Here is an 18,222-nt window from a genome sequence, read left to right on the forward strand (position 1 = left end):
CAGGCGGTTTCTAATCGCCTGGGCTAGGTGCAAAATGTGAGTAAAGAACATTCTTCCCTACGAACGTGATAGAAAATACTTGTATGATTTATGATTTTTGACTCATAGTGTAAGGATTACAAATAATGCACGTTCTAAAAAGATCCATCAAACCAGCAACTTATATATCATTCCTCCACATATACCAAACGACTTGGGGGACTGCTGGTGATATTTGTTTAATCCGTGAATCTGTAGCTAATGATAGTACAGCGAAGTTTATCGGGCATAAAATCGAACTAGCAATTCCAAGAGGGTTGGAGCGCGATCGCATCGCCAATTGTCCAATAATTAAAGTTGCAGGGAATGTCGGCGACGGACATCCAAAAGAACACCCGTTGGAATGGGAGGCTTATGAGGGTGTAAAAGAAGAAATAGCTTTAGCGGCTCTCAAACCTTGGGGATTCAAGCTAATTGAACTTTGAATGTGGCGATTTGATCGGCTCAACTCGCTGGCGCGTAGCTGATGACGTTAGCGGAGTGTTAGCGAGTATTCGTACTCTTTCAGAGAAGCAAGCTACGCTTTTAGCGTCTCATAGAGAGCGTCATTACAAATTGGCTTCAACCATGCCTAACCATCTACACCAAATTACAAAGCGATCGCCTTTTTTCCTTTTTCCTGCTGTTGACTATCTTCCTTGTCCTGCCTTGGGTGAGTGCAAAAGAACAACCGAAGCCGAAGCCAGAAGCGTGGCAGATTAACGTTATCGTTGCTGCCCTTGATGACGGACATAACGCAATACAGTTCAGTTAAGCAATTTATTTCCTTCTCTTTCTTCTCTCTGCGTCCTCTGCGCCTTGGCGGTTCGTTAAAAAACTGACTTGGATAACAGAGTTTTAGCCTTAACTGAACCGTATTGGGACATAACGAATTGACATACATCCCCCGAATTCAATTCGGGGCTGCGATTCGTTCACTCGAAATGAATAGAAATATTCAGGGATGAGTGAACGAATCGCACCCGCCACCTAAAAGCAGACGGCTTTACGTATCACGACTGGTAAACCAAGAAACCCGCGATCGCATCCAAAAGTGCTTCTGGCTCATCTGCGCGGATCAAATGACTGCTATTCTCAAAAATTCTCAAATCTGCATTAGGAATTGCCTGAGCAATTTCTTCAGAAAATTCTGGGGCGCAAATCCAGTCATGCCGACCTGCAATAACTAAAGTAGGTGCAGTAATTTTGTGTAACTGGTCAAGAATATTGTAGTTGCGGAGGAAACCGCCAAAAGCAACATTAATCGCATCAACTGAGAGAATATTCCGCTGCCAAGCAATGGCTGAGGTGGTGGGATTATATTTTAGCGAATACATTGATCCCAACACTTGAAAATACTGTCTTAACTGTTCCTCATTTTCAAAATTCCCATCCCAAAGGCGTTGAGCGCTTGCTTTTTGTTCTTCAGTTCCCTTTGATGCGAGGATTTCCTTAGCCCGTTCTAAAAAGCCACTATGGGCTGCGGTGGCAATCACAATCAGATGAGAGACATTCTGAGGATAGCGGACTGCATAAGTCAGAGCCACCATACCACCGTAAGAACCGCCAATCACAACGATTTTGTCCAGACCAAGGTGTTGGCGCAACGCTTCCATATCTTCAACATTATTGTCTAGAGTATAGGTTTCTTTAGACCCACGGGCAGACCTTCCTTGACCGCGATGGTCAAAATAGACTAGTTGAAGTTTTCGGCTTAAAGCCGAGAAGGTTGGTTTGAAGGAAGTATGATCCGCACCAGGCCCCCCGTGAATTAGAAAGGCGACAGGTTTAGAGCAGATGCTCGTGCCATCCACTACTAATGCAGAACCTTCCACATCAAAGAAAATCTCTGTATCTCGTATTTTCGCTCGCATTTTCGGGATTGTATAAAATTACATGACTCACGTCTAATAGGAATTAGGAAAAAAGGCGGGAGAAGTAAGCAGATGAAAGTTACCAGCTTTTAAGTTGGGTTAATCTGGTGTCAAGACTAGCGCTTTCTGGGGTTTCTTCGGTGGTCTTAGCTTTGGTAATTGTTTTAGATATCACTGTGACATATATATAGTCGAATGGCACTAAGAAAAGCCCAAAGGCTTGTGTCATCTTGTTCTCAGCCTGGAGGCTAGGAATGTATTTAAAGTGGGCTTCTGCCTCTTGTCAAGAAGATTGGAGGCGGCAGCCCTTTCAGAATGGGTTCCCTGCCTAGAGGCTTGTTCCAGTCAGAGCAAGGGCTGTATCTTTTCTTGGTGCCATTCATATATAGTCAAGTTAGCTAGTGCAATCTAAGACATCTTACAGTTTAGAAAGCAGTAGGCTTGGACTTTGAATATCAGTTTGGCTATCAAAAAAGCCTTTTATGTGATTTTTGATTATCCTAAAAGGCTGAAAGCCTTAAGGCGGCACCCGGATTTGAACCGGGGGTGGAGGTTTTGCAGACCTTGAGCAATAACGTTTTTACAAGCCTTTCAAACTTTTCTACAAGTTTTTACCCCACTTTTACCCCACAATGGTGTTTGGCAGACAAATGTATGGGAATAGGATATTTAAAGGATAAGCTATTGCACATTTAGGCATCAGCCAGATTCTAATCTTGCTAATCTCAGTACTATTTGGCGGCAACTGATAGAAGAACTGTGGATACCTGTTTACCGATAGTATATGTACTGTCTTAATATTTAAGTATCTGCCTTGAATGACGTGATCTGGTAAATCGTGCAAATAATTCAGTGCACTCAGGGTTGCTGATGATATGGGAGGTTGATTAATCGCTTTTTTCATTTTAAATTTATCCCAAATAACTGATGTCAATTAATGATTAATTACTAAAATTAAAAATTTTAATTTTACTATAATAATGAAAATAATTATACAATATCAAAATTTTAAATTCTCGTTCATAACAACCTTAGTTGACAAAACCCAGTAGATTTTAAGGGAAGTACATTAGCGCTCTTCTATTACTCTCGTTAAATAAAAATTCATAACCCTTGATTGTTAAGGCTTTGATAAATTTACGAGTAGGTTGGGTTGAGGAACGAAACCCAACACGAAAAATCCTTGGTTTTGTTGGGTTTTACTAAAGTTCAACCCAACCTACATTTTTTTTCTTTCATCAGAGTCATAAAAGAGCGTTAGGCAGGTAAAATTATAGAACTATAAGCTGTGTTTAAGTATTATTTATCATTATCTTATCCATACGAAGACTTATCTGATATTGAATTACAAACTTTAGTAGAGAGATTTTTTCAACCATCTGAAGCCTTACAGGAACTACCACTAATCGTGATTCCAGAATATCTGCTGTCCCTTTCTGTAGAGATGAAGCAGCAGCATCCATTCATCAAACAGGCAATACAGGAATGGCTTGAGTACGCAAGAAAAGATGATGAGTGTTTACGAATTGAGCGTCGATGGATTCCGCATACTCCTGTTTATATACCTAATACATCCAAAGGGAAACAATTTTTCAAGATTGCTAAGGCAATTGGTGAGATCCCTCTAACTGCATCCGTTTTGCCTAAAAACCAAAACCAAGGCTATTGGCTCAAAACACTAAATTACTTCTGGCAAGCAAGAGGAGTAGTTTTAGCGCAGCAAATGCTTGGACTGATGGAAGATCCTCTGGAAAAAGGAGGTATTTTTAGTAATCGACTACCACTCACTAGCCTCAATAACCTTAAACTGATTAGAGAGTTGGACATTGCTTGCTTCCAAGTCTTAGCAAGAGGTCAGCGAATTATCCAACAATGGGCAGCACAGAATGAAATTACCTATCCGTTCAGTAAGCCTTTAGAACTTTTCGTTGAAATTCTCAAACAGGATTTTCTAGTTACATGGCAACTGGGTCCTTGTAACCGATCTTGGCAATGGATTCCAAAACAAAAACAACGAGACTATCTTGTTACTCGTGCTTACCTACTCAGAGAAGGAATTTGGCAAGAATCCTTGTTCGATAGCGCTTATGACTGTAAGAGAAAGCAAGAATACCTTGAGTATTTGCAAGGTGCAGGCTGGAATGGCTACTGGATATTGGCCATGCGATCGCAAATGCAAAGAACAGGTAAGTACAACAAGCATCTAGAACCCTATTTAGAAGCTTATCTCAATGCTTTCATTGAAAGTAAAGAACTTTGTGTAGATGAATTCGATTGGCGAAGTGGACAACCTTACAAAAAGCGAGTGAACGGGCAGCAGATCACAAATAGCCCTGGGCAGGTTCAAGGGATTGTTGATTCTTTGGGATATATTCAGTGGTGCTGGACTTAATTTTTCTTTACAACTTTAAATTCATTCGTTTTCTCTTCGATTAATTTGTTATCCCTAGTCAAGTCCATTTTGCATAAGGAAAACAAATTTATGTGTTACTCACTTTCCTCTAGACAGCTATCTGTTAGAACGATAATTCACTACTTATTTTTTAAAGCGAATTATCTAACAACAATTATTTCATTGTTTAAAAAGTTTGTTTTTATCAAGATACATAATATTTTTTCAATCAATCATAATCTTTACTTTAGGATTTTGTGCATACTCCACTCAAGTAGGATATGCGATCAAGAAAATTTTTGAGAAGTATGGTGTTTGTAAAACAAAAGCTAAGTCTAATGGAACAGACAAAGTTCTTCATTGGACTAAACGAGGTTTGTCAGTATGGCTTCAGAATCCAATTTTGGATGGACATACTTGCTATGGTAGGGATGAACAAACTGCTGATGGCAAAAGAAGGCTTAAACCTCGTGAAGAGTGGCAGATAATATACAATACTCATCCTGAACAGCGACTTCTCAGAGATGGAGAAGCTGAAGAAATTCAGCGAATCATTGCAGCAAATACTCAAATGTGCGCTGGGGCATTTGGAACTAAGCACCGTCAAGAAGAATATCGTCCCTATGCTTATCAAATAGGTTTAGTTTACTGTGGTGAGTGTGGTTCTCGGTGTATTCATAAAGGAGTGTACACCGCATCTAAGCAGTATAGGTACTATGCCTGTCGGCATTCTGGGATTGGTTGTAATAATTCCAAAAATGTAAAACAACCTGATATTGAGGAAGCTCTGATTACAGCATTACTGGAGAAATCTCATCATCTTAGTCAGGAAAATAATAAGACAACTGATGTAGTTCCCTTCAAAACTGAGCGTTTGCAAAAGCTAGAAGCACAACTCACTTTTTTAGAGCAGTTTCCTGGATTTAACCCTGGTGCAGAGGAACTTAAGGCGGAACTACAACGCCAGATTGAAGAGGAAACCAATTTCTTTCAGTCCAAGCACCTTGAAGACAAGACTGTTGAGGAGATTATTCAAGTAGGCAATAACCTGGGAATTTGGCGATCGCTATCTAACAATGAGAAGGTTCAGATATATCGCCGCATAGTACATAGAATTTTCATCCGTGATGGTCGGATAGAATCCATCATTTTTCAAAACACCTCTTCTGTCACATCGGAGAACCATGATAAATGTGCTTGAACTTATTCGACTAAAACAGTTAAGGTTTGAAGTTGCTTCTCAACTAGTTTTGCAGGAGTGGCAACCTGAAGACTTGAGTAAACCTAAATGCCCCAAATGCGATCGCAAAGGTTCTGCCACTTCCTACCAGAGTCAGGGAAATCGCGTTTGCTATTGTATCCGGTGCAACTACTACTTCAAAGAAATTCCTCCTGCTCGCACTTGCCAATGTACTATTCCTGGTCATGATAAAGGGTGTAATGGTTGTCCCAATTTTGAGCGATTTATGGAACATATTGGCAAGCAGCTTGTAGCATTAGAGCAATTAAATTTTGAAGAGTTACAGAGTTTCTTTCCTAAAAATAACTACCTATTAGAGGACTAATAATCAGAAAGGATATTTAGGATCATCAGGAGCTAACTCTCCTTCATGAACCATAGCTGCATAATATCCAAAATTTCCCCATTCTTCAATTGCCTCTTGTTCCATTTCCTTTCTTTCCTGCTCCCGTTGCTTCTTTCTTACTGCTGCTTCTTGGCGACGACGTTTCTTTTCTGCTTCTACATCTTCAGGATAGAAATAACGGTAACTATTTTGGTCATCATTCAAATGGGTAACTTCTTTAAGCTCAGATAATTTATTTGGTTTAGTGTCTCCTAAATATGTGTTTGCTAGATTATTAATGGAGTAATCAGTAACAGAAATAGGTAAAAATTTAGTTTTATTAACTATATTCAATGACTTGAAAGACTCCCATAAGTTTTCAACCGTAGACAAAAGAGTAGATAGAGTGGCAATAGCTCTGGTATGCAGAATACCACCAGATACTAATTTATAGCTACTTGTATGGCTATCTTCTATGTGTAGAATCCTGCTATAACATAGTTCTATTCCTTGAACAAAGCTATCATTAAGTATAGACCAATATTTTTTTTCATCTAAAAGGTCTCCATCTTGAGGTCGGCTAGTATTATCCTCATTTAGCTTTGGTAAAAAACGATAACATTTCTCTTCTAAGCTATGTGCTTTAGTACTCTCAAAATAATTTCTTTCAATAGTTATAAAATTATCAATCTTATAACCTTCATATTCAATAAGAATAACAAGGTTTTTAAAGTATTGTAATAATAAAATTTTGTAACGAGGACGATCGCTGTCAGTCCTCGGTCGGTAGTCTGTATAATACGTCCCTTTTTCAATAATTTCTTGCTTATCAAATTTTGGGTGTGCTTTAAGAAAATCTAAGTTATGAAACATGGTAAAAAAAGTTGGTAATATTAATATTTTCATTTACTTATTTCAAATAAGACTATAGAGTAAGTACGGATATTTAGTAAATTTCCTAGCAGTATAAGTGTAAATTTATGTACAAATTCTGAGAAAAAAATGACCCTACCAACGGGTCATCAATTCTTGAGTTGCACTAAGTGACGATACCTATTGCACTGCAATGGGTCTATTCAAAATGCTCATGACTTCACCAGGATTAGGACTGGGTAGTAAAAAACTCCAATCCCCAACATCTGCATAACCAATAACCTGCAAGTAGTGGATTGTGCTAGTTACAGCTTTAGAAGAACCAATCAACAGATGTTTGAGTGGTTCTTTACCTTGCACAGTCTGAAACTCGCTTGGACTATTGACTGCTGCATTTGATTCTTCGACGCTGGATAAAAAGCTTTGAGTAATCATAATTCACCTAACAGAGGTGGGAATAGCTATGACACACAATAAAGCTCATGTTGTCACCATGACAACTAAATAATGCACTCGTGACAACTAATCATTACAGTTCGTGTCTTGTTTGCGCCGTCGTTTTCTTGCCCATATCTCTCTGAGGTGGGCAGGTTCATTTTCAAATTGAATCCACAGAGCATGAATTTCCGCTAGTCGGCGTTTGTCAGATTCTGAGGGTTCCCGACGATGCTCACCTTGGGAAAACCAATGCGCTACTGTGCTTTTAGAACGACCACACAATTCGGCAAGTTCTTCGTAGTTGACAGCCCAATACTTTAGGAACTCTTCAGGCTCCATTTTGATAGCAACCTTAGCTTTGTAAACCTCAAACACTTCCCAGTGTCTGCGAGTGGGTGTTTTGGCTGCAATCATAGCGACAACTTCAATAATGCACGGGTGACAACATATAAAGCTATCATACCGGGAATAAGCGATCGCAAATTTTATTCCCTAAAAACTGGACGATGTATTGAAATTGTTGTAAAAACTAGCGATATCCCCTGAAAATGCTTGCTATTTAGTTGCTAATACAGAAACTGCGATCGCAGATCATACTCTGGTATTTCTCCTTAGTGCGATCGCACATCGCACACAAAATAATTCTGCCTAAAATCAAAAAATATAAAAGAAGAATTGACGAATTGGTATGGTAAGTATGGGTTTATAAGAGAAGGTTACGTGCTAGTAAAAAAACCTCAATTATCAAATCAGTAATTTTTATTTAACCATCCTTGTTGCTTTGCCAATCTTCAAATGCAGCGATTATAAAAGTAGCTAATGGATGATTGAGCAATTGTGATATAGCTTGTGTACTACCTGCTTTTAACGCACTAATGATTTTTCGATGTAGTTCAGAATTGTTTTCTATGCGCCTGATAGCTTCGGATGCTGCTGTCATTTTTTCAGTAGTAGTGTTAGTGGGGTAGGATTTGTCCAATTGTTCGAGTAATTGTTGAATTTCTGCGGCAGCTTCAGCTAAATTTTTATCTACATTATTGTTTACAATATCTCCTGTGTAGTCGCGTCCGGCAACACCACCACCAAGATTTGCACCACGAAAATCATTATTTTGTGTATTCGACATAGATTTATCTCCTACGAAATTCTCAATAAAAATGTGGTAACTATGATTGGATGCTATAGCTTTTTCTTGTGGAGAAAAGCTTATTCCCTCTCCTATAATTCCATCTTTTTCTAATTGCAATGCCCAACGTAGTATAATATCTATTACAGTATCCACAATTCTTTGTATGCTGGCACTACCAATGCTTATTTTTACAGGAACCTCTAGACCTGTACTCATTATTAATGATGACTCTATTTCGGGAGATAAGATAAGTTTTAATCCATTATTACTGCCTGTATTTTGAATTAAGGCAAGTAGCTCACTAATTGGTTGAGTAACTGGACGATTACATATAGCTTTGAAAAGCTCTAAAATGTAGGTGTCGTCTGCTACAATAGGCTGCCATCCATGAAAAGGATTCAATCCCCTAAGTTGTGCTTGGACAAAACGATAGTTAGGTATAGATTTTATTTCAGTGTAACCATTTAGCTCTAGTTCTATCCAATTATCAAATTCTTGAATACCCAATTTTTTTGCTACTACTAAAGCTTTACGAAGTAAACTCAACACAGAAACCGAAGAGTTAAGCGCATCTGTCTGTAGCTCAAATACTAATGAACTCATATGTGATTAACCAATTAATGCTATCCCCATAATTTCCATGACGGTATTTTGCCAATTCATTTTTTGTTCCATTGTGTAAATATGTCTACAAGTATTTAGTTTAGTACCCATGTACTGTAATATTTTGATTACTAACTTGAAATAGGGGAATTAGTGTTGTTATCCGTAAAGCTAGGTAGGGATTTTGCGAAAATTCCTGTCTAGCACTGCCTAAAACTTCCCCCTATATTCAGCTTTTCCAAGTCACCCTACTCGCATCCAATAGCATCACTGTCGCGATCGCTCTTTGGCATTTCTCCTTGGTGCGATCGCACACAATATAATTCTGTCTGAAATCAAAAAAGGTGATCGCCCATTTTGTGTACGAGGTGTGATCATCTCGCAATTTCTGCTCAACTTGGTAGCTCACCGAGTGGTAGGTAACACACAAACTATCCTATGATGAGTAGATTTGGTAATCTGATGTCTGACTATGCCTGCTAACACTACTGATCTAGAAAAACGTTTATGGGAAGCAGCAGATGAGTTACGCGCTAACTCCAAGCTAAAGTCCAGTGAGTATTCCATCCCGGTACTGGGGTTAATCTTCCTCCGCTACGCTGACTGGAAATTTACCCATGCTGAGGAGGAACTGAAAAATACAGGTAGTAGAAGACGTGGGATTAGCAAAGCAGACTACCAAGCAAAGGGGGTAATGTATCTGCCTGATGCTGCCAGATTCTCTACACTGCTGAACTTACCAGGAGGAGCAGATATTGGCAAGGCAATCAATGATGCCATGCGTGCCATTGAAGCAGAGAATGAAGAATTAAAGGATATTCTCCCTAAAACTTATAATCGCCTCGAAAACGATCTGCTATTTGACTTGCTGAAAAACTTTAACAAAGTCGAATTAGGAACAGATTTATCAGGTGATGCTTTCGGGAAGATTTATGAATACTTCCTGGGTAAATTTGCGATGACTGAGGGACAGAAGGGGGGAGAATTCTTTACCCCTATTTCTGTAGTAAAACTGATTGTAGAAGTAATTGAACCATATCATGGACGAATTTATGACCCTGCTTGTGGAAGTGGTGGTATGTTTGTTCAAAGTGCATCTTTTGTAGAAAGGCACAAGAAGAACCCAAGTACAGAAATTAGTATTTATGGGCAGGAGAAAGTAGGTGAAACTGTCCGCTTATGCAAGATGAACTTAGCGGTACATGGACTTGCAGGGGATATTCGCCAGAGCAATACTTATTATGAAGATGTTCACGAGTCAGTAAGCAAGTTTGACTTTGTGATGGCAAATCCGCCTTTTAATGTTGATAAGGTGGACAAAGAAAAAATCAAAGGAGATTTGCGCGTTAGCGAATTTGGAATGCCCAAGGCAGATAATGCTAATTACCTGTGGATTCATTTTTTCTGGAGTGCATTAAATGAAACAGGTAGAGCAGGATTTGTCATGGCTAATTCTGCCAGTGATGCGCGAGGTACTGAGTTAGAAATTCGGCAGAAACTTATCCAATCCCATGCAGTGGATGTGATGATTGCTGTTGGTTCTAATTTTTTCTACACTGTTACTTTACCCTGTAACCTGTGGTTTTTGGATAAGGGGAAAGCAGATATTATCCGCAGAGATAAGGTATTATTTCTGGATGCTAGGCACATTTATCGTCAAATTGACCGCGCACATAGAGAGTTTAATGCAGAACAGATTGAATTTTTGGCGAATATTGTCAGGTTGTACAGAGGTGAAGCAGTAGAGACTACCGATGGTAGCCAAGCATTGCTGGCGGAGAAATTTCCTCAAGGGCAATATATTGATATACCTGGACTTTGTAAGGTAGCAACTCTAGAAGAAATAACAGCGCAGGGATGGAGTTTAAACCCAGGACGTTATGTGGGTGTTGCGGAACGAGTAGTGGATGATTTTGTTTTTGCTGAGAAGTTGGAAGAATTGAATGAGGAATTGGAAGTTTTGAATCTGGAAGCGAGGGAGTTAGAGGAGAGAATTGCAGAGAATGTGGTGAAATTGTTAGAACAAAGTTAATGCATCCATTCTTTTAACTGAGGTAATAGTTATGAATATCACACTTAAACCAGAAATCGAGCAATTTATTCAAGCGCAACTTGCTACAGGTAGATATGCAAATGCTGAGGAAGTGATTAGTAAAGCATTGAAATTGCTGGAAGAATCGGATAAGGAGTATCAGAAATGGGTAGAAGAAACTCGGCAAAAAGTTGATGTTGCAATTGCAGAACTTGAGCGTGGTGAAGGTTTAGATGGTGAGACTGTAGTGATGCAAATACTCGACAGATTCCAAAAAGCGCGTGAGGGTCAGGAATGAGTAATTACATTATCGCACCATCTGCAAGTCGAGATTTAAACGAAATTGCTGATTACTTTCTCGCAAGAAATTTGGAAGCAGGAGAAAAGTTATTTAGAGAATTTAATAACAAGTGCCAAAATTTAGCCAACTTCCCCAGCATAGGACGTAGTTATGCTCATATTAAAGCTTCATTGCGTGGTTTACCGCTAGATGGATATGTAATTCTTTATCAAGTTCTTGATGACGGGGTGGAAATTTTGCGTGTGGTGAGTGGTAATAGAGATTTGGAGTCTTTGTTTACAGATGAAGAATAAATTTTCGAGTTTGAGTTCTGGTAGGGTGCGTTATAAACTTTAGTTTTAACGCACCGAAAATTTATGATGGTGCGTTAGCCTTCGGCATAACACACCCTAGAAAACTTGAGAAATTAGCTGGAATAATCCTATAAAACAGCAATTATTTTTATAAAAAATAGATGAATAGTCAATATACGAAAAAATGGATTCCTTATAAGTTAAATGAACTTGGTTCTGTTGGTCGTGGTAGGTCACGCCATAGACCTAGAAATGCTCCTGAACTTTATGGTGGAGACTATCCTTTCATCCAAACTGCTGAGGTTACAGCAAGTGAGTTTTACATAACATCTTACTCCCAAACATACAGTGAATTGGGGTTAGGCCAAAGCAAAATGTGGAATAAAGATACACTATGTATAGTTAATGCAGGAGAAAACACGGCAGAAACAGCAATACTCAAATTTAACGCCTGCTTTCCTGATAGTATTATTGGTTTTATTGCAGATCCACAAAAAGCAGATGTTCGTTTTATTAAGTATTATCTTACTACCATCAAAGAGCAGTTAAGAAGTATTACTAAAGGCGCTACTCAAGACAATTTGAGTGTTGATAAGTTACTTTCGTTTGATATTCTCACTCCCCCTCTCACTATGCAGAAGAAAATCGCTGGCATACTCTCAGCGTATGATGACCTAATAGAAAACAACACAAGACGTATCAAAATATTAGAAGAAATGGCACAGACCCTCTACCATGAATGGTTTGTTAAATTCCGCTTTCCTGGTCATGAACACACCAAAATGGTTGATTCGGAATTGGGGTTAATTCCTGAAGGGTGGGAGGTTAAAAAACTAGGTAAATTAGCCTCTTTCCAAACTGGTAAGCTCAACTCTAATGCAGCTAAACCAGATGGTATCTATCCTTTCTTTACATGCTCCCAAGATATTTTTAAAACAGACACTTATTCTTTTGATACTGAATGTATTTTATTAGCAGGTAATAATGCAAATGGCATTTTTCATCTTAAATTCTTTCGAGGGAAATTTGATGTATATCAAAGAACTTATGTTATTCGCACACTAAATGACAGCAAAGTTACAAATTATTATTTGTACTTTGCTATTAAGGAACAGCTTGACCATTTGAAAAGTATATCAATTGGTGCTGCAACTAAATTTTTAACTTTGACAATATTAAATAATATTGACATGACATTAGCTAATGGTCGGCTACAGCAGAAATTTGCAAATTTCATTTCTGCTGTGTTTACTCAAATTGAAGTATTGCAGGCTAAAAACTCTAACCTTCGGCAAACTCGTGATTTACTCCTTCCCAAACTCATCTCAGGAGAAATCGACGTAGAACACCTAGACATCACCACAGAGGACATAGCAGCATAAATAAACAAGTGGAATAATTAAAAATAAAACTCATAACCTACACATGAAACCACTAAAACGAATCACATTCAACCCAGAAATCATGGGTGGCAAACCTTGCATTCGAGGTATGCGTGTTACTGTAGGTACAATTGTCGGTTTAATGGCAGCAGGACATACCCCAGAAGATATTCTCAAAGCTTACTCATACCTAGAACGTGAAGATATTTATGAAGCTTTAGCTTATGCAGCATGGCGGGTAGAAGAAATTGAAGTACCCCTTGCTTCTGCATGAAAATTTTACTTGATATGAATCTTTCTCCTGACTGGGTTCCAGTCTTAGAAAATGCGGGTTTTGAAGCTGTCCACTGGTCAACAATTGGTAATCCCAGTGCTACAGATAAAGTAATCATGGCATGGGCACTGACAAACGACTACATTGTTTTCACCCATGACTTAGATTTTGGTACACTGCTGGCAATGACTCAAGCTGATGCACCAAGTGTAATTCAAGTCAGATCGCAAGATATCCTACCAGCTAAGTTAGGTAATTTAGTTATTAATGCCTTGCGTCAATTTCAGCAGGAACTAGAAATGGGTGCTTTGGTAACAGTGGATGAAGCAAAGGCGAAGGTAAGAATTTTACCAATTCAGCGCAATTCCTAAACACAGAATTTTTGAGTTAAAAATGGAGTAAATCTATACTCCATACGTATGCATCCACCTCACCCAGACTCAGAAGCAGCACTAGAGAATGCCACCATTGACCTATTCTCTCAACTGCAATGGCAAACAGCCAACTGTTATCATGAAGCCTTTGGTACAAACAGCACACTGGGAAGAGAGACAAAGGGTGAGGTAGTTTTAATTCCCAAACTCCAGTTAGCTTTACAAAACTTAAACCCTGACTTACCCGCAGAAGCTATCCCACTTGCCATTGAAGAATTAACTCGTGACAGAAGCACGCTGAGTTTAGCCAATGCGAATGCAGAAATTTATCAACTCCTCAAAGATGGGGTAAAAGTCAGTTTTAAAAATGATGAGGGTGAAGACCAAGCAGAAACAGTCAAAGTCATTGACTGGAACCACCCAGAAAATAATAATTTTTTTCTCGCGTCTCAATTTTGGGTTACAGGAGAGATTTACACCAGAAGAACAGACTTAATAGGGTTTATCAATGGTTTACCTTTAGTCTTCATTGAACTAAAAGCACATCACCAACGCTTAGAACTTGCCTATAAAAACAATCTCACAGATTACAAGCAAACTATCCCCCAACTCTTCTGGTACAACGCATTTATCATCCTCTCCAATGGCAAAAAAAGTCGCATTAGTAGCTTAACTGCCAAATGGGAACATTACTCGGAGTGGAAGAAGATAAATTCTGAAGGAGAAGAAGGGATAATTTCTCTAGACACGATAATTAGAGGTACTTGTGAACCTACCAGATTACTGGATTTAGTTGAAAATTTTATCTTCTTTTATTCTGCCAAAGGTAGTTTAGTTAAAATCGTTGCCAAAAATCATCAATATTTAGGAGTTAACCAAGCAGTCACCGCAGTAAAGCAAATTAAATCCAACCAAGGCAGATTAGGAGTATTTTGGCATACCCAAGGTAGTGGTAAGAGTTACTCAATGGTCTTCTTCTCCCAAAAAGTGGTGCGAAAAATCTATGGGAACTGGACATTTGTGATTATCACCGACAGAGAAGACTTAGACCAACAAATTTACAAAAACTTTGCCTATGCTGGTGCAGTGACAGAAATCGAAAAAAATGTCCGCGCTAAAAGTGGAGAACACCTCAAACAACTCCTGCATGAAGATCATCGCTACATTTTCACAATGATTCAAAAATTCCGCACCGAAAAAGGCGGAACCTATCCCCAAATTTCTGATAGGTCAGATATTATCGTCATTGCCGATGAGGCACACCGCAGTCAGTATGACACATTCGCTCTCAACATGAGGAATGCTTTACCCCATGCAGCATTTATTGGTTTCACTGGTACACCTTTAATGTTAGGAGAGCAAGAAACCAAAAAAACCTTTGGTGATTACATCAGCATTTATAACTTCCGGCAATCAATAGAAGATAGCGCTACAGTTCCTCTCTACTATGAAAACAGAATTCCTGAATTGCAAGTCACCAATGACGCACTCAATGAAGATATGGCAGAAATCATCGAATCAGCAACAATGGATGAGGAAGAAGAGAAAAAACTAGAAAGACAATGTGCCAGAGAATATCAATTAATTACCAGAGATGACCGATTAGAGAAAATTGCTCAAGATATTGTCACCCACTTGCTGGGTAGAGGATACCAGGGTAAAGCAATGATTGTCAGCATTGACAGATTTACTGCTGTCAAAATGTACAACAAAGTCCAGCATCACTGGCAACAACACCTCCAGCAGTTTAAAAATCAACTTGCTCAATCTAATTTAAGCGAATTTGAACAAAAAAAATTATCAGTCACAATTAAATATATGGAAGAAACAGATATGGCAGTGGTCATATCTCAGTCTCAAAACGAAGTAGAAGCATTTCAGAAAAAAGAATTAGACATTACTCCTCACCGTCAGAGGTTAGTGAGCGAATCTCCCCCACTGGATGAAAAATTCAAAGATCCATCTCATCCCCTACGCATCATCTTTGTCTGCGCTATGTGGATGACTGGATTTGATGTCCCCAGTTGTTCCACCATTTACTTAGACAAACCTATGAAGAACCATAGTCTCATGCAAACCATTGCCAGAGCAAATCGTGTCTTCCCAGGTAAAGTCAATGGTTTAATTGTTGATTACATTGGTGTCTTCCGAGATTTACAGAAAGCACTAACCATTTATGGTTCTGCATCTGGTGGTGGGATTAAAGAAGAAGATACCCCAGTTAAAGCAAAAACAGCTTTAGTGGCACAATTGAGAGAAGCGATCGCAGAAACTACAACATTCTGTACCCAAAAAGGCATTGATTTTGCTGTACTGGAGTCAGCACAAGGTTTTGTACGCACCAAATTTTGGGCAGATGCAGTGGAATGCATCATTATTAATGATGATGCCAAAAAAACTTATCTTTCCCTAGCAGGTAACGTTAACAAACTCTACAAAGCTATCCTCCCAGATCCTGCTGCTAATGAATTTACCACTATTAATGCTCATTTGCAGGCAATCAAAGACCAACTTCTGGCAGAAGTACCAGAAGTTGATGTGTCCGAAGTGATGGAACAAGTGGAGGAACTGTTGGATCTGTCCATCACTGCTGGAGAGTTTGTGATTCAGGAATCCCACAGTCAACGCATCGACTTAAGCCAAATCGACTTTGTAGCGTTAAAAAATAAATTTGCTAGTAGTGACTACCAGAGAACAGAGACAGAAAAACTCAAAACAGCGATCGCGCAAAAACTCCAGCAGATGGTGAGGTTAAATAAAACTCGCATCAACTACCTGGACAAATTCCAGCAGATGATAGCAGAGTACAATGCTGACTCACGCAACGTGCAGATATTCTTCAATGATTTGATTAACTTTGCTCAAGAATTGGGTGTTGAAGATAAAAGAGCGATCGCGCAAAATCTGATTGAAGAAGAATTAGCAATTTTTGACTTACTGACTAAACCAGAAATTAAACTGACTAAGCAAGAGGAACAGGAAGTCAAACAAGTTGCAAGAGTTTTATTGAAAACTCTCAAAAAAGAGAAGTTAGTTTTAGATTGGAAGAAGAGACAGCAAACCAGAGCATCGGTGGAAGTGGCAATTAAAGATAATTTGGATAAGTTACCCCAGAGTTATTCTGCTGAACTGTATGAACAGAAGTGTCAGGAAGTTTATCAGCACATTTATGAGAATTATTCGGGGCAAGGCAGTATTTATGATACTGGTGTGTGAATGCCGCAAAGTAAAAATTGCTGGGATTATACAAGATAGTGCAGCAGTAGTTTTCTTGGTTTAGGCAAATATTTGGTTGAGCTACTGTCTATCCTTTTATACCCGTATTTAGAGGATATCCTCCAGACTAATGGGAAATGGTTCTATTGGTGTCATTGGGTTGCTAATTTTGCTCTATTACTTTCCCGTTATGGCATTAATTCCTTTAATTTTCTCAAAATGAGCAAACGGACAGATGTTAGCAAGTCTGTACTTTATCTCCATCTTCCTAAAACAAGCACGAACCATTTTATCTTTATTAAAGAGAGTGCTTGATTTGAACAAAGCCAGTATCCAGGGCTATTTCATTCTAAAAAGCTGCTTGAGTGTGTCTAGTCCAAAAGAACATAAACGTTGAGCTTGTGCCATATTTTTAAACATATTGTTTCGGTATAAATTAAGTGAAAAATTGCGAGTGAGTGCAAAAATTTGAGGTAAGGGTGTAGTGCGGATTCTGGATGCATCTTCACCTTGGGTAACGTCCCGAACGTAATGGACTTTATTCTCAACACCCCAATATCCTCTGATTCGTTCAGCTATTTGTTGAGCCGTTTCATTTAGAGATGAAATATAATAACGAGTCTCAGTAGTTACTTCGATTACATTGTGTGTGAAAACCTGGCGTTCTGATTTGACTTGAATCAAAGTGGTAAGTCCAGGCCAAGGACGAATACCATCAAAATTTTGACAAATACTGACATGGCGCTTTTCGATTCGACCATGACCTTTGTTTATCTGCTCAAAAGAAAATTCCGGTGTAAAATTTGTTTTGACATCTTTGAATAAATTAGGTTGGTTCCCTTTTAAGGCAGCAATATAATCATTGCCACTGTTGATGATCAACTCACAAGTTTTTTTGTGTATTAATAGCATCAAAGGCAAAAACTACCCCCCTGAGAGCCAGTTTCTCAATTAACTCAGGTAGTGCTTTTATTTCGTTGGTTTTGGCATCAACTTCAAACGGTTCTAAAATCAATCCTCGCTCTACAAGGTAAGCACTAACCAACATAATTGCTGGGTGGGAATCAGAATGTGGATTATCATTTTCTACTTGATATGAGCCTTTGAGGACTTTACCATCCATACCAACAGTTTCTCCAGGCAGTGGTTTGATGTCAAAGAAATTCGCAAGACATACAGAATACTCCTCGTAATTTATGTGTAATAAATTACGACGGACTGTACTGTAAGAAGGAAGCCTATTCTTTGTGGGTTTCACTCTTGTCTATCAACTCCTCACGGTAGCTTGAAATCCAATCTCCAATTGCTAGAAATCCTTTATTGCCTGCGGCGATCGCCAATGTGAACAGCGCAAGACATAATGGTAGAGTATGTCGCTGTCCGGCACGGCGACGGGTGTCTTCTAGACCTGCAAAAGCTTTGATAATTTCGATTTCAGACACGGTAGTAGATGCTTGA

General features: G+C 38.9%; 19 protein-coding genes and 1 pseudogene. 12 read left to right on the forward strand and 8 right to left on the reverse strand.

Translation table 11 applies throughout. From position 1 onward, the window contains the following. The first annotated feature begins 125 nt into the window (after nucleotides 1–125). On the forward strand, nucleotides 126–464 hold the full coding sequence (locus HWQ43_RS28345; protein WP_289798597.1) for a hypothetical protein: 339 nt from the start codon (nucleotides 126–128) through the stop codon (nucleotides 462–464). Further along, nucleotides 454–741 carry a hypothetical protein gene (locus tag HWQ43_RS28350; protein WP_292739870.1) on the forward strand — a complete coding sequence of 96 codons (288 nt, stop codon included), beginning with the start codon at nucleotides 454–456 and terminating at the stop codon, nucleotides 739–741. Before HWQ43_RS28345 ends, HWQ43_RS28350 begins: the two co-directional genes overlap by 11 nt. Before the next feature lie 290 nt (nucleotides 742–1,031). On the opposite strand, the gene HWQ43_RS28355 is transcribed toward HWQ43_RS28350, so the two are convergent. Together HWQ43_RS28355 and HWQ43_RS28360 are read right to left on the reverse strand one after the other, a co-directional pair. Beyond that, nucleotides 1,032–1,892: an alpha/beta fold hydrolase gene (locus HWQ43_RS28355; protein ID WP_292739872.1), complete on the reverse strand. Its 861-nt coding sequence runs from the start codon at nucleotides 1,890–1,892 to the stop codon at nucleotides 1,032–1,034. Nucleotides 1,893–1,971: 79 nt separating this feature from the next. Beyond that, complete coding sequence (locus HWQ43_RS28360) at nucleotides 1,972–2,121, reverse strand: hypothetical protein (protein WP_292739874.1); 150 nt, start codon at nucleotides 2,119–2,121, stop codon at nucleotides 1,972–1,974. A 1,059-nt stretch (nucleotides 2,122–3,180) separates the two neighbouring features. Here HWQ43_RS28360 and HWQ43_RS28365 point away from each other — a divergent pair. From HWQ43_RS28365 to HWQ43_RS28375, 3 genes are all read left to right on the forward strand, one after another. After that, nucleotides 3,181–4,284: a hypothetical protein gene (locus HWQ43_RS28365; RefSeq protein WP_292739876.1), complete on the forward strand. Its 1,104-nt coding sequence runs from the start codon at nucleotides 3,181–3,183 to the stop codon at nucleotides 4,282–4,284. Nucleotides 4,285–4,480: 196 nt separating this feature from the next. Next, the gene (locus HWQ43_RS28370; protein WP_292739878.1) at nucleotides 4,481–5,485 is read left to right on the forward strand and encodes a recombinase zinc beta ribbon domain-containing protein; all 1,005 of its coding nucleotides are present in this window, start codon (nucleotides 4,481–4,483) and stop codon (nucleotides 5,483–5,485) included. Beyond that, the gene (locus HWQ43_RS28375; RefSeq protein WP_292739880.1) at nucleotides 5,469–5,849 is read left to right on the forward strand and encodes a hypothetical protein; all 381 of its coding nucleotides are present in this window, start codon (nucleotides 5,469–5,471) and stop codon (nucleotides 5,847–5,849) included. The genes HWQ43_RS28370 and HWQ43_RS28375 overlap by 17 nt, the downstream gene beginning before the upstream one ends. A 3-nt stretch (nucleotides 5,850–5,852) precedes the next feature. Here the strand turns inward: HWQ43_RS28375 and HWQ43_RS28380 are convergent, their stop codons facing one another. The 4 genes from HWQ43_RS28380 to HWQ43_RS28395 all read right to left on the reverse strand — a co-directional run bounded on the left by HWQ43_RS28380 (nucleotide 5,853) and on the right by HWQ43_RS28395 (nucleotide 8,892). Next, on the reverse strand, nucleotides 5,853–6,755 hold the full coding sequence (locus HWQ43_RS28380) for a hypothetical protein (RefSeq protein WP_292739882.1): 903 nt from the start codon (nucleotides 6,753–6,755) through the stop codon (nucleotides 5,853–5,855). Between the two features lie 147 nt (nucleotides 6,756–6,902). Next, nucleotides 6,903–7,157, reverse strand: a complete 255-nt coding sequence (locus tag HWQ43_RS28385) for a hypothetical protein (protein ID WP_292739884.1) — start codon at nucleotides 7,155–7,157, stop codon at nucleotides 6,903–6,905. Between the two features lie 87 nt (nucleotides 7,158–7,244). Then, nucleotides 7,245–7,574: a hypothetical protein gene (locus HWQ43_RS28390; protein ID WP_292739886.1), complete on the reverse strand. Its 330-nt coding sequence runs from the start codon at nucleotides 7,572–7,574 to the stop codon at nucleotides 7,245–7,247. 349 nt (nucleotides 7,575–7,923) lie between these two features. Continuing rightward, complete coding sequence (locus tag HWQ43_RS28395; protein ID WP_292739888.1) at nucleotides 7,924–8,892, reverse strand: hypothetical protein; 969 nt, start codon at nucleotides 8,890–8,892, stop codon at nucleotides 7,924–7,926. Between the two features lie 472 nt (nucleotides 8,893–9,364). On the opposite strand from HWQ43_RS28395, the gene HWQ43_RS28400 reads away from it, so the two are divergent. The 7 genes from HWQ43_RS28400 (at nucleotide 9,365) to HWQ43_RS28430 (ending at nucleotide 16,764) form a co-directional block, all read left to right on the forward strand. Next, nucleotides 9,365–10,924, forward strand: coding sequence for a class I SAM-dependent DNA methyltransferase (locus HWQ43_RS28400; RefSeq protein ID WP_292739891.1), 1,560 nt, complete (start codon nucleotides 9,365–9,367; stop codon nucleotides 10,922–10,924). A gap of 31 nt (nucleotides 10,925–10,955) precedes the next feature. Further along, nucleotides 10,956–11,222 carry a type II toxin-antitoxin system ParD family antitoxin gene (locus HWQ43_RS28405; RefSeq protein WP_292739893.1) on the forward strand — a complete coding sequence of 89 codons (267 nt, stop codon included), beginning with the start codon at nucleotides 10,956–10,958 and terminating at the stop codon, nucleotides 11,220–11,222. Further along, the gene (locus HWQ43_RS28410) at nucleotides 11,219–11,518 is read left to right on the forward strand and encodes a type II toxin-antitoxin system RelE/ParE family toxin (protein WP_292739895.1); all 300 of its coding nucleotides are present in this window, start codon (nucleotides 11,219–11,221) and stop codon (nucleotides 11,516–11,518) included. The genes HWQ43_RS28405 and HWQ43_RS28410 overlap by 4 nt, the downstream gene beginning before the upstream one ends. A gap of 161 nt (nucleotides 11,519–11,679) precedes the next feature. After that, on the forward strand, nucleotides 11,680–12,900 hold the full coding sequence (locus HWQ43_RS28415; protein WP_292739897.1) for a restriction endonuclease subunit S: 1,221 nt from the start codon (nucleotides 11,680–11,682) through the stop codon (nucleotides 12,898–12,900). 43 nt (nucleotides 12,901–12,943) lie between these two features. Next, a complete protein-coding gene (locus tag HWQ43_RS28420) occupies nucleotides 12,944–13,174 on the forward strand; it encodes a DUF433 domain-containing protein (RefSeq protein ID WP_292739899.1) in 231 nt (76 codons plus the stop codon). Between the two features lie 14 nt (nucleotides 13,175–13,188). Next, nucleotides 13,189–13,545: a DUF5615 family PIN-like protein gene (locus HWQ43_RS28425; protein ID WP_292739901.1), complete on the forward strand. Its 357-nt coding sequence runs from the start codon at nucleotides 13,189–13,191 to the stop codon at nucleotides 13,543–13,545. A 48-nt stretch (nucleotides 13,546–13,593) separates the two neighbouring features. Continuing rightward, entirely contained in the window at nucleotides 13,594–16,764 is a 3,171-nt protein-coding gene (locus HWQ43_RS28430; protein WP_292739903.1) for a type I restriction endonuclease subunit R, read from the forward strand. A 339-nt stretch (nucleotides 16,765–17,103) separates the two neighbouring features. Here HWQ43_RS28430 and HWQ43_RS33925 read toward each other — a convergent pair. After that, nucleotides 17,104–18,022, reverse strand: a pseudogene (locus tag HWQ43_RS33925) (ISAs1 family transposase). After that, nucleotides 18,003–18,206, reverse strand: coding sequence for a transposase family protein (locus HWQ43_RS28445; RefSeq protein WP_292739909.1), 204 nt, complete (start codon nucleotides 18,204–18,206; stop codon nucleotides 18,003–18,005). The pseudogene HWQ43_RS33925 and the gene HWQ43_RS28445 overlap by 20 nt, the downstream one beginning before the upstream one ends. Between the last annotated feature and the right edge of the window lie 16 nt (nucleotides 18,207–18,222).

The sequence above is a fragment of the Nostoc sp. JL31 genome, from assembly GCF_017114965.1.
GTDB classification, from domain to species: domain Bacteria; phylum Cyanobacteriota; class Cyanobacteriia; order Cyanobacteriales; family Nostocaceae; genus Nostoc; species Nostoc punctiforme_A.

What these genes read in the sequence shown, in the direction of transcription:
- HWQ43_RS28380 (WP_292739882.1), bottom strand. Translation starts at nt 6,755, where the DNA reads ATGAAAATATTAATATTACCAACTTTTTTTACCATGTTTCATAACTTA.
- HWQ43_RS28400 (WP_292739891.1), top strand. Translation starts at nt 9,365, where the DNA reads ATGCCTGCTAACACTACTGATCTAGAAAAACGTTTATGGGAAGCAGCA.
- HWQ43_RS28425 (WP_292739901.1), top strand. Translation starts at nt 13,189, where the DNA reads ATGAATCTTTCTCCTGACTGGGTTCCAGTCTTAGAAAATGCGGGTTTT.
- HWQ43_RS28430 (WP_292739903.1), top strand. Translation starts at nt 13,594, where the DNA reads ATGCATCCACCTCACCCAGACTCAGAAGCAGCACTAGAGAATGCCACC.
- HWQ43_RS28375 (WP_292739880.1), top strand. Translation starts at nt 5,469, where the DNA reads ATGATAAATGTGCTTGAACTTATTCGACTAAAACAGTTAAGGTTTGAA.
- HWQ43_RS28345 (WP_289798597.1), top strand. Translation starts at nt 126, where the DNA reads ATGCACGTTCTAAAAAGATCCATCAAACCAGCAACTTATATATCATTC.
- HWQ43_RS28390 (WP_292739886.1), bottom strand. Translation starts at nt 7,574, where the DNA reads ATGATTGCAGCCAAAACACCCACTCGCAGACACTGGGAAGTGTTTGAG.
- HWQ43_RS28360 (WP_292739874.1), bottom strand. Translation starts at nt 2,121, where the DNA reads ATGACACAAGCCTTTGGGCTTTTCTTAGTGCCATTCGACTATATATAT.
- HWQ43_RS28405 (WP_292739893.1), top strand. Translation starts at nt 10,956, where the DNA reads ATGAATATCACACTTAAACCAGAAATCGAGCAATTTATTCAAGCGCAA.
- HWQ43_RS28420 (WP_292739899.1), top strand. Translation starts at nt 12,944, where the DNA reads ATGAAACCACTAAAACGAATCACATTCAACCCAGAAATCATGGGTGGC.
- HWQ43_RS28410 (WP_292739895.1), top strand. Translation starts at nt 11,219, where the DNA reads ATGAGTAATTACATTATCGCACCATCTGCAAGTCGAGATTTAAACGAA.
- HWQ43_RS28395 (WP_292739888.1), bottom strand. Translation starts at nt 8,892, where the DNA reads ATGAGTTCATTAGTATTTGAGCTACAGACAGATGCGCTTAACTCTTCG.
- HWQ43_RS28355 (WP_292739872.1), bottom strand. Translation starts at nt 1,892, where the DNA reads ATGCGAGCGAAAATACGAGATACAGAGATTTTCTTTGATGTGGAAGGT.
- HWQ43_RS28385 (WP_292739884.1), bottom strand. Translation starts at nt 7,157, where the DNA reads ATGATTACTCAAAGCTTTTTATCCAGCGTCGAAGAATCAAATGCAGCA.
- HWQ43_RS28415 (WP_292739897.1), top strand. Translation starts at nt 11,680, where the DNA reads ATGAATAGTCAATATACGAAAAAATGGATTCCTTATAAGTTAAATGAA.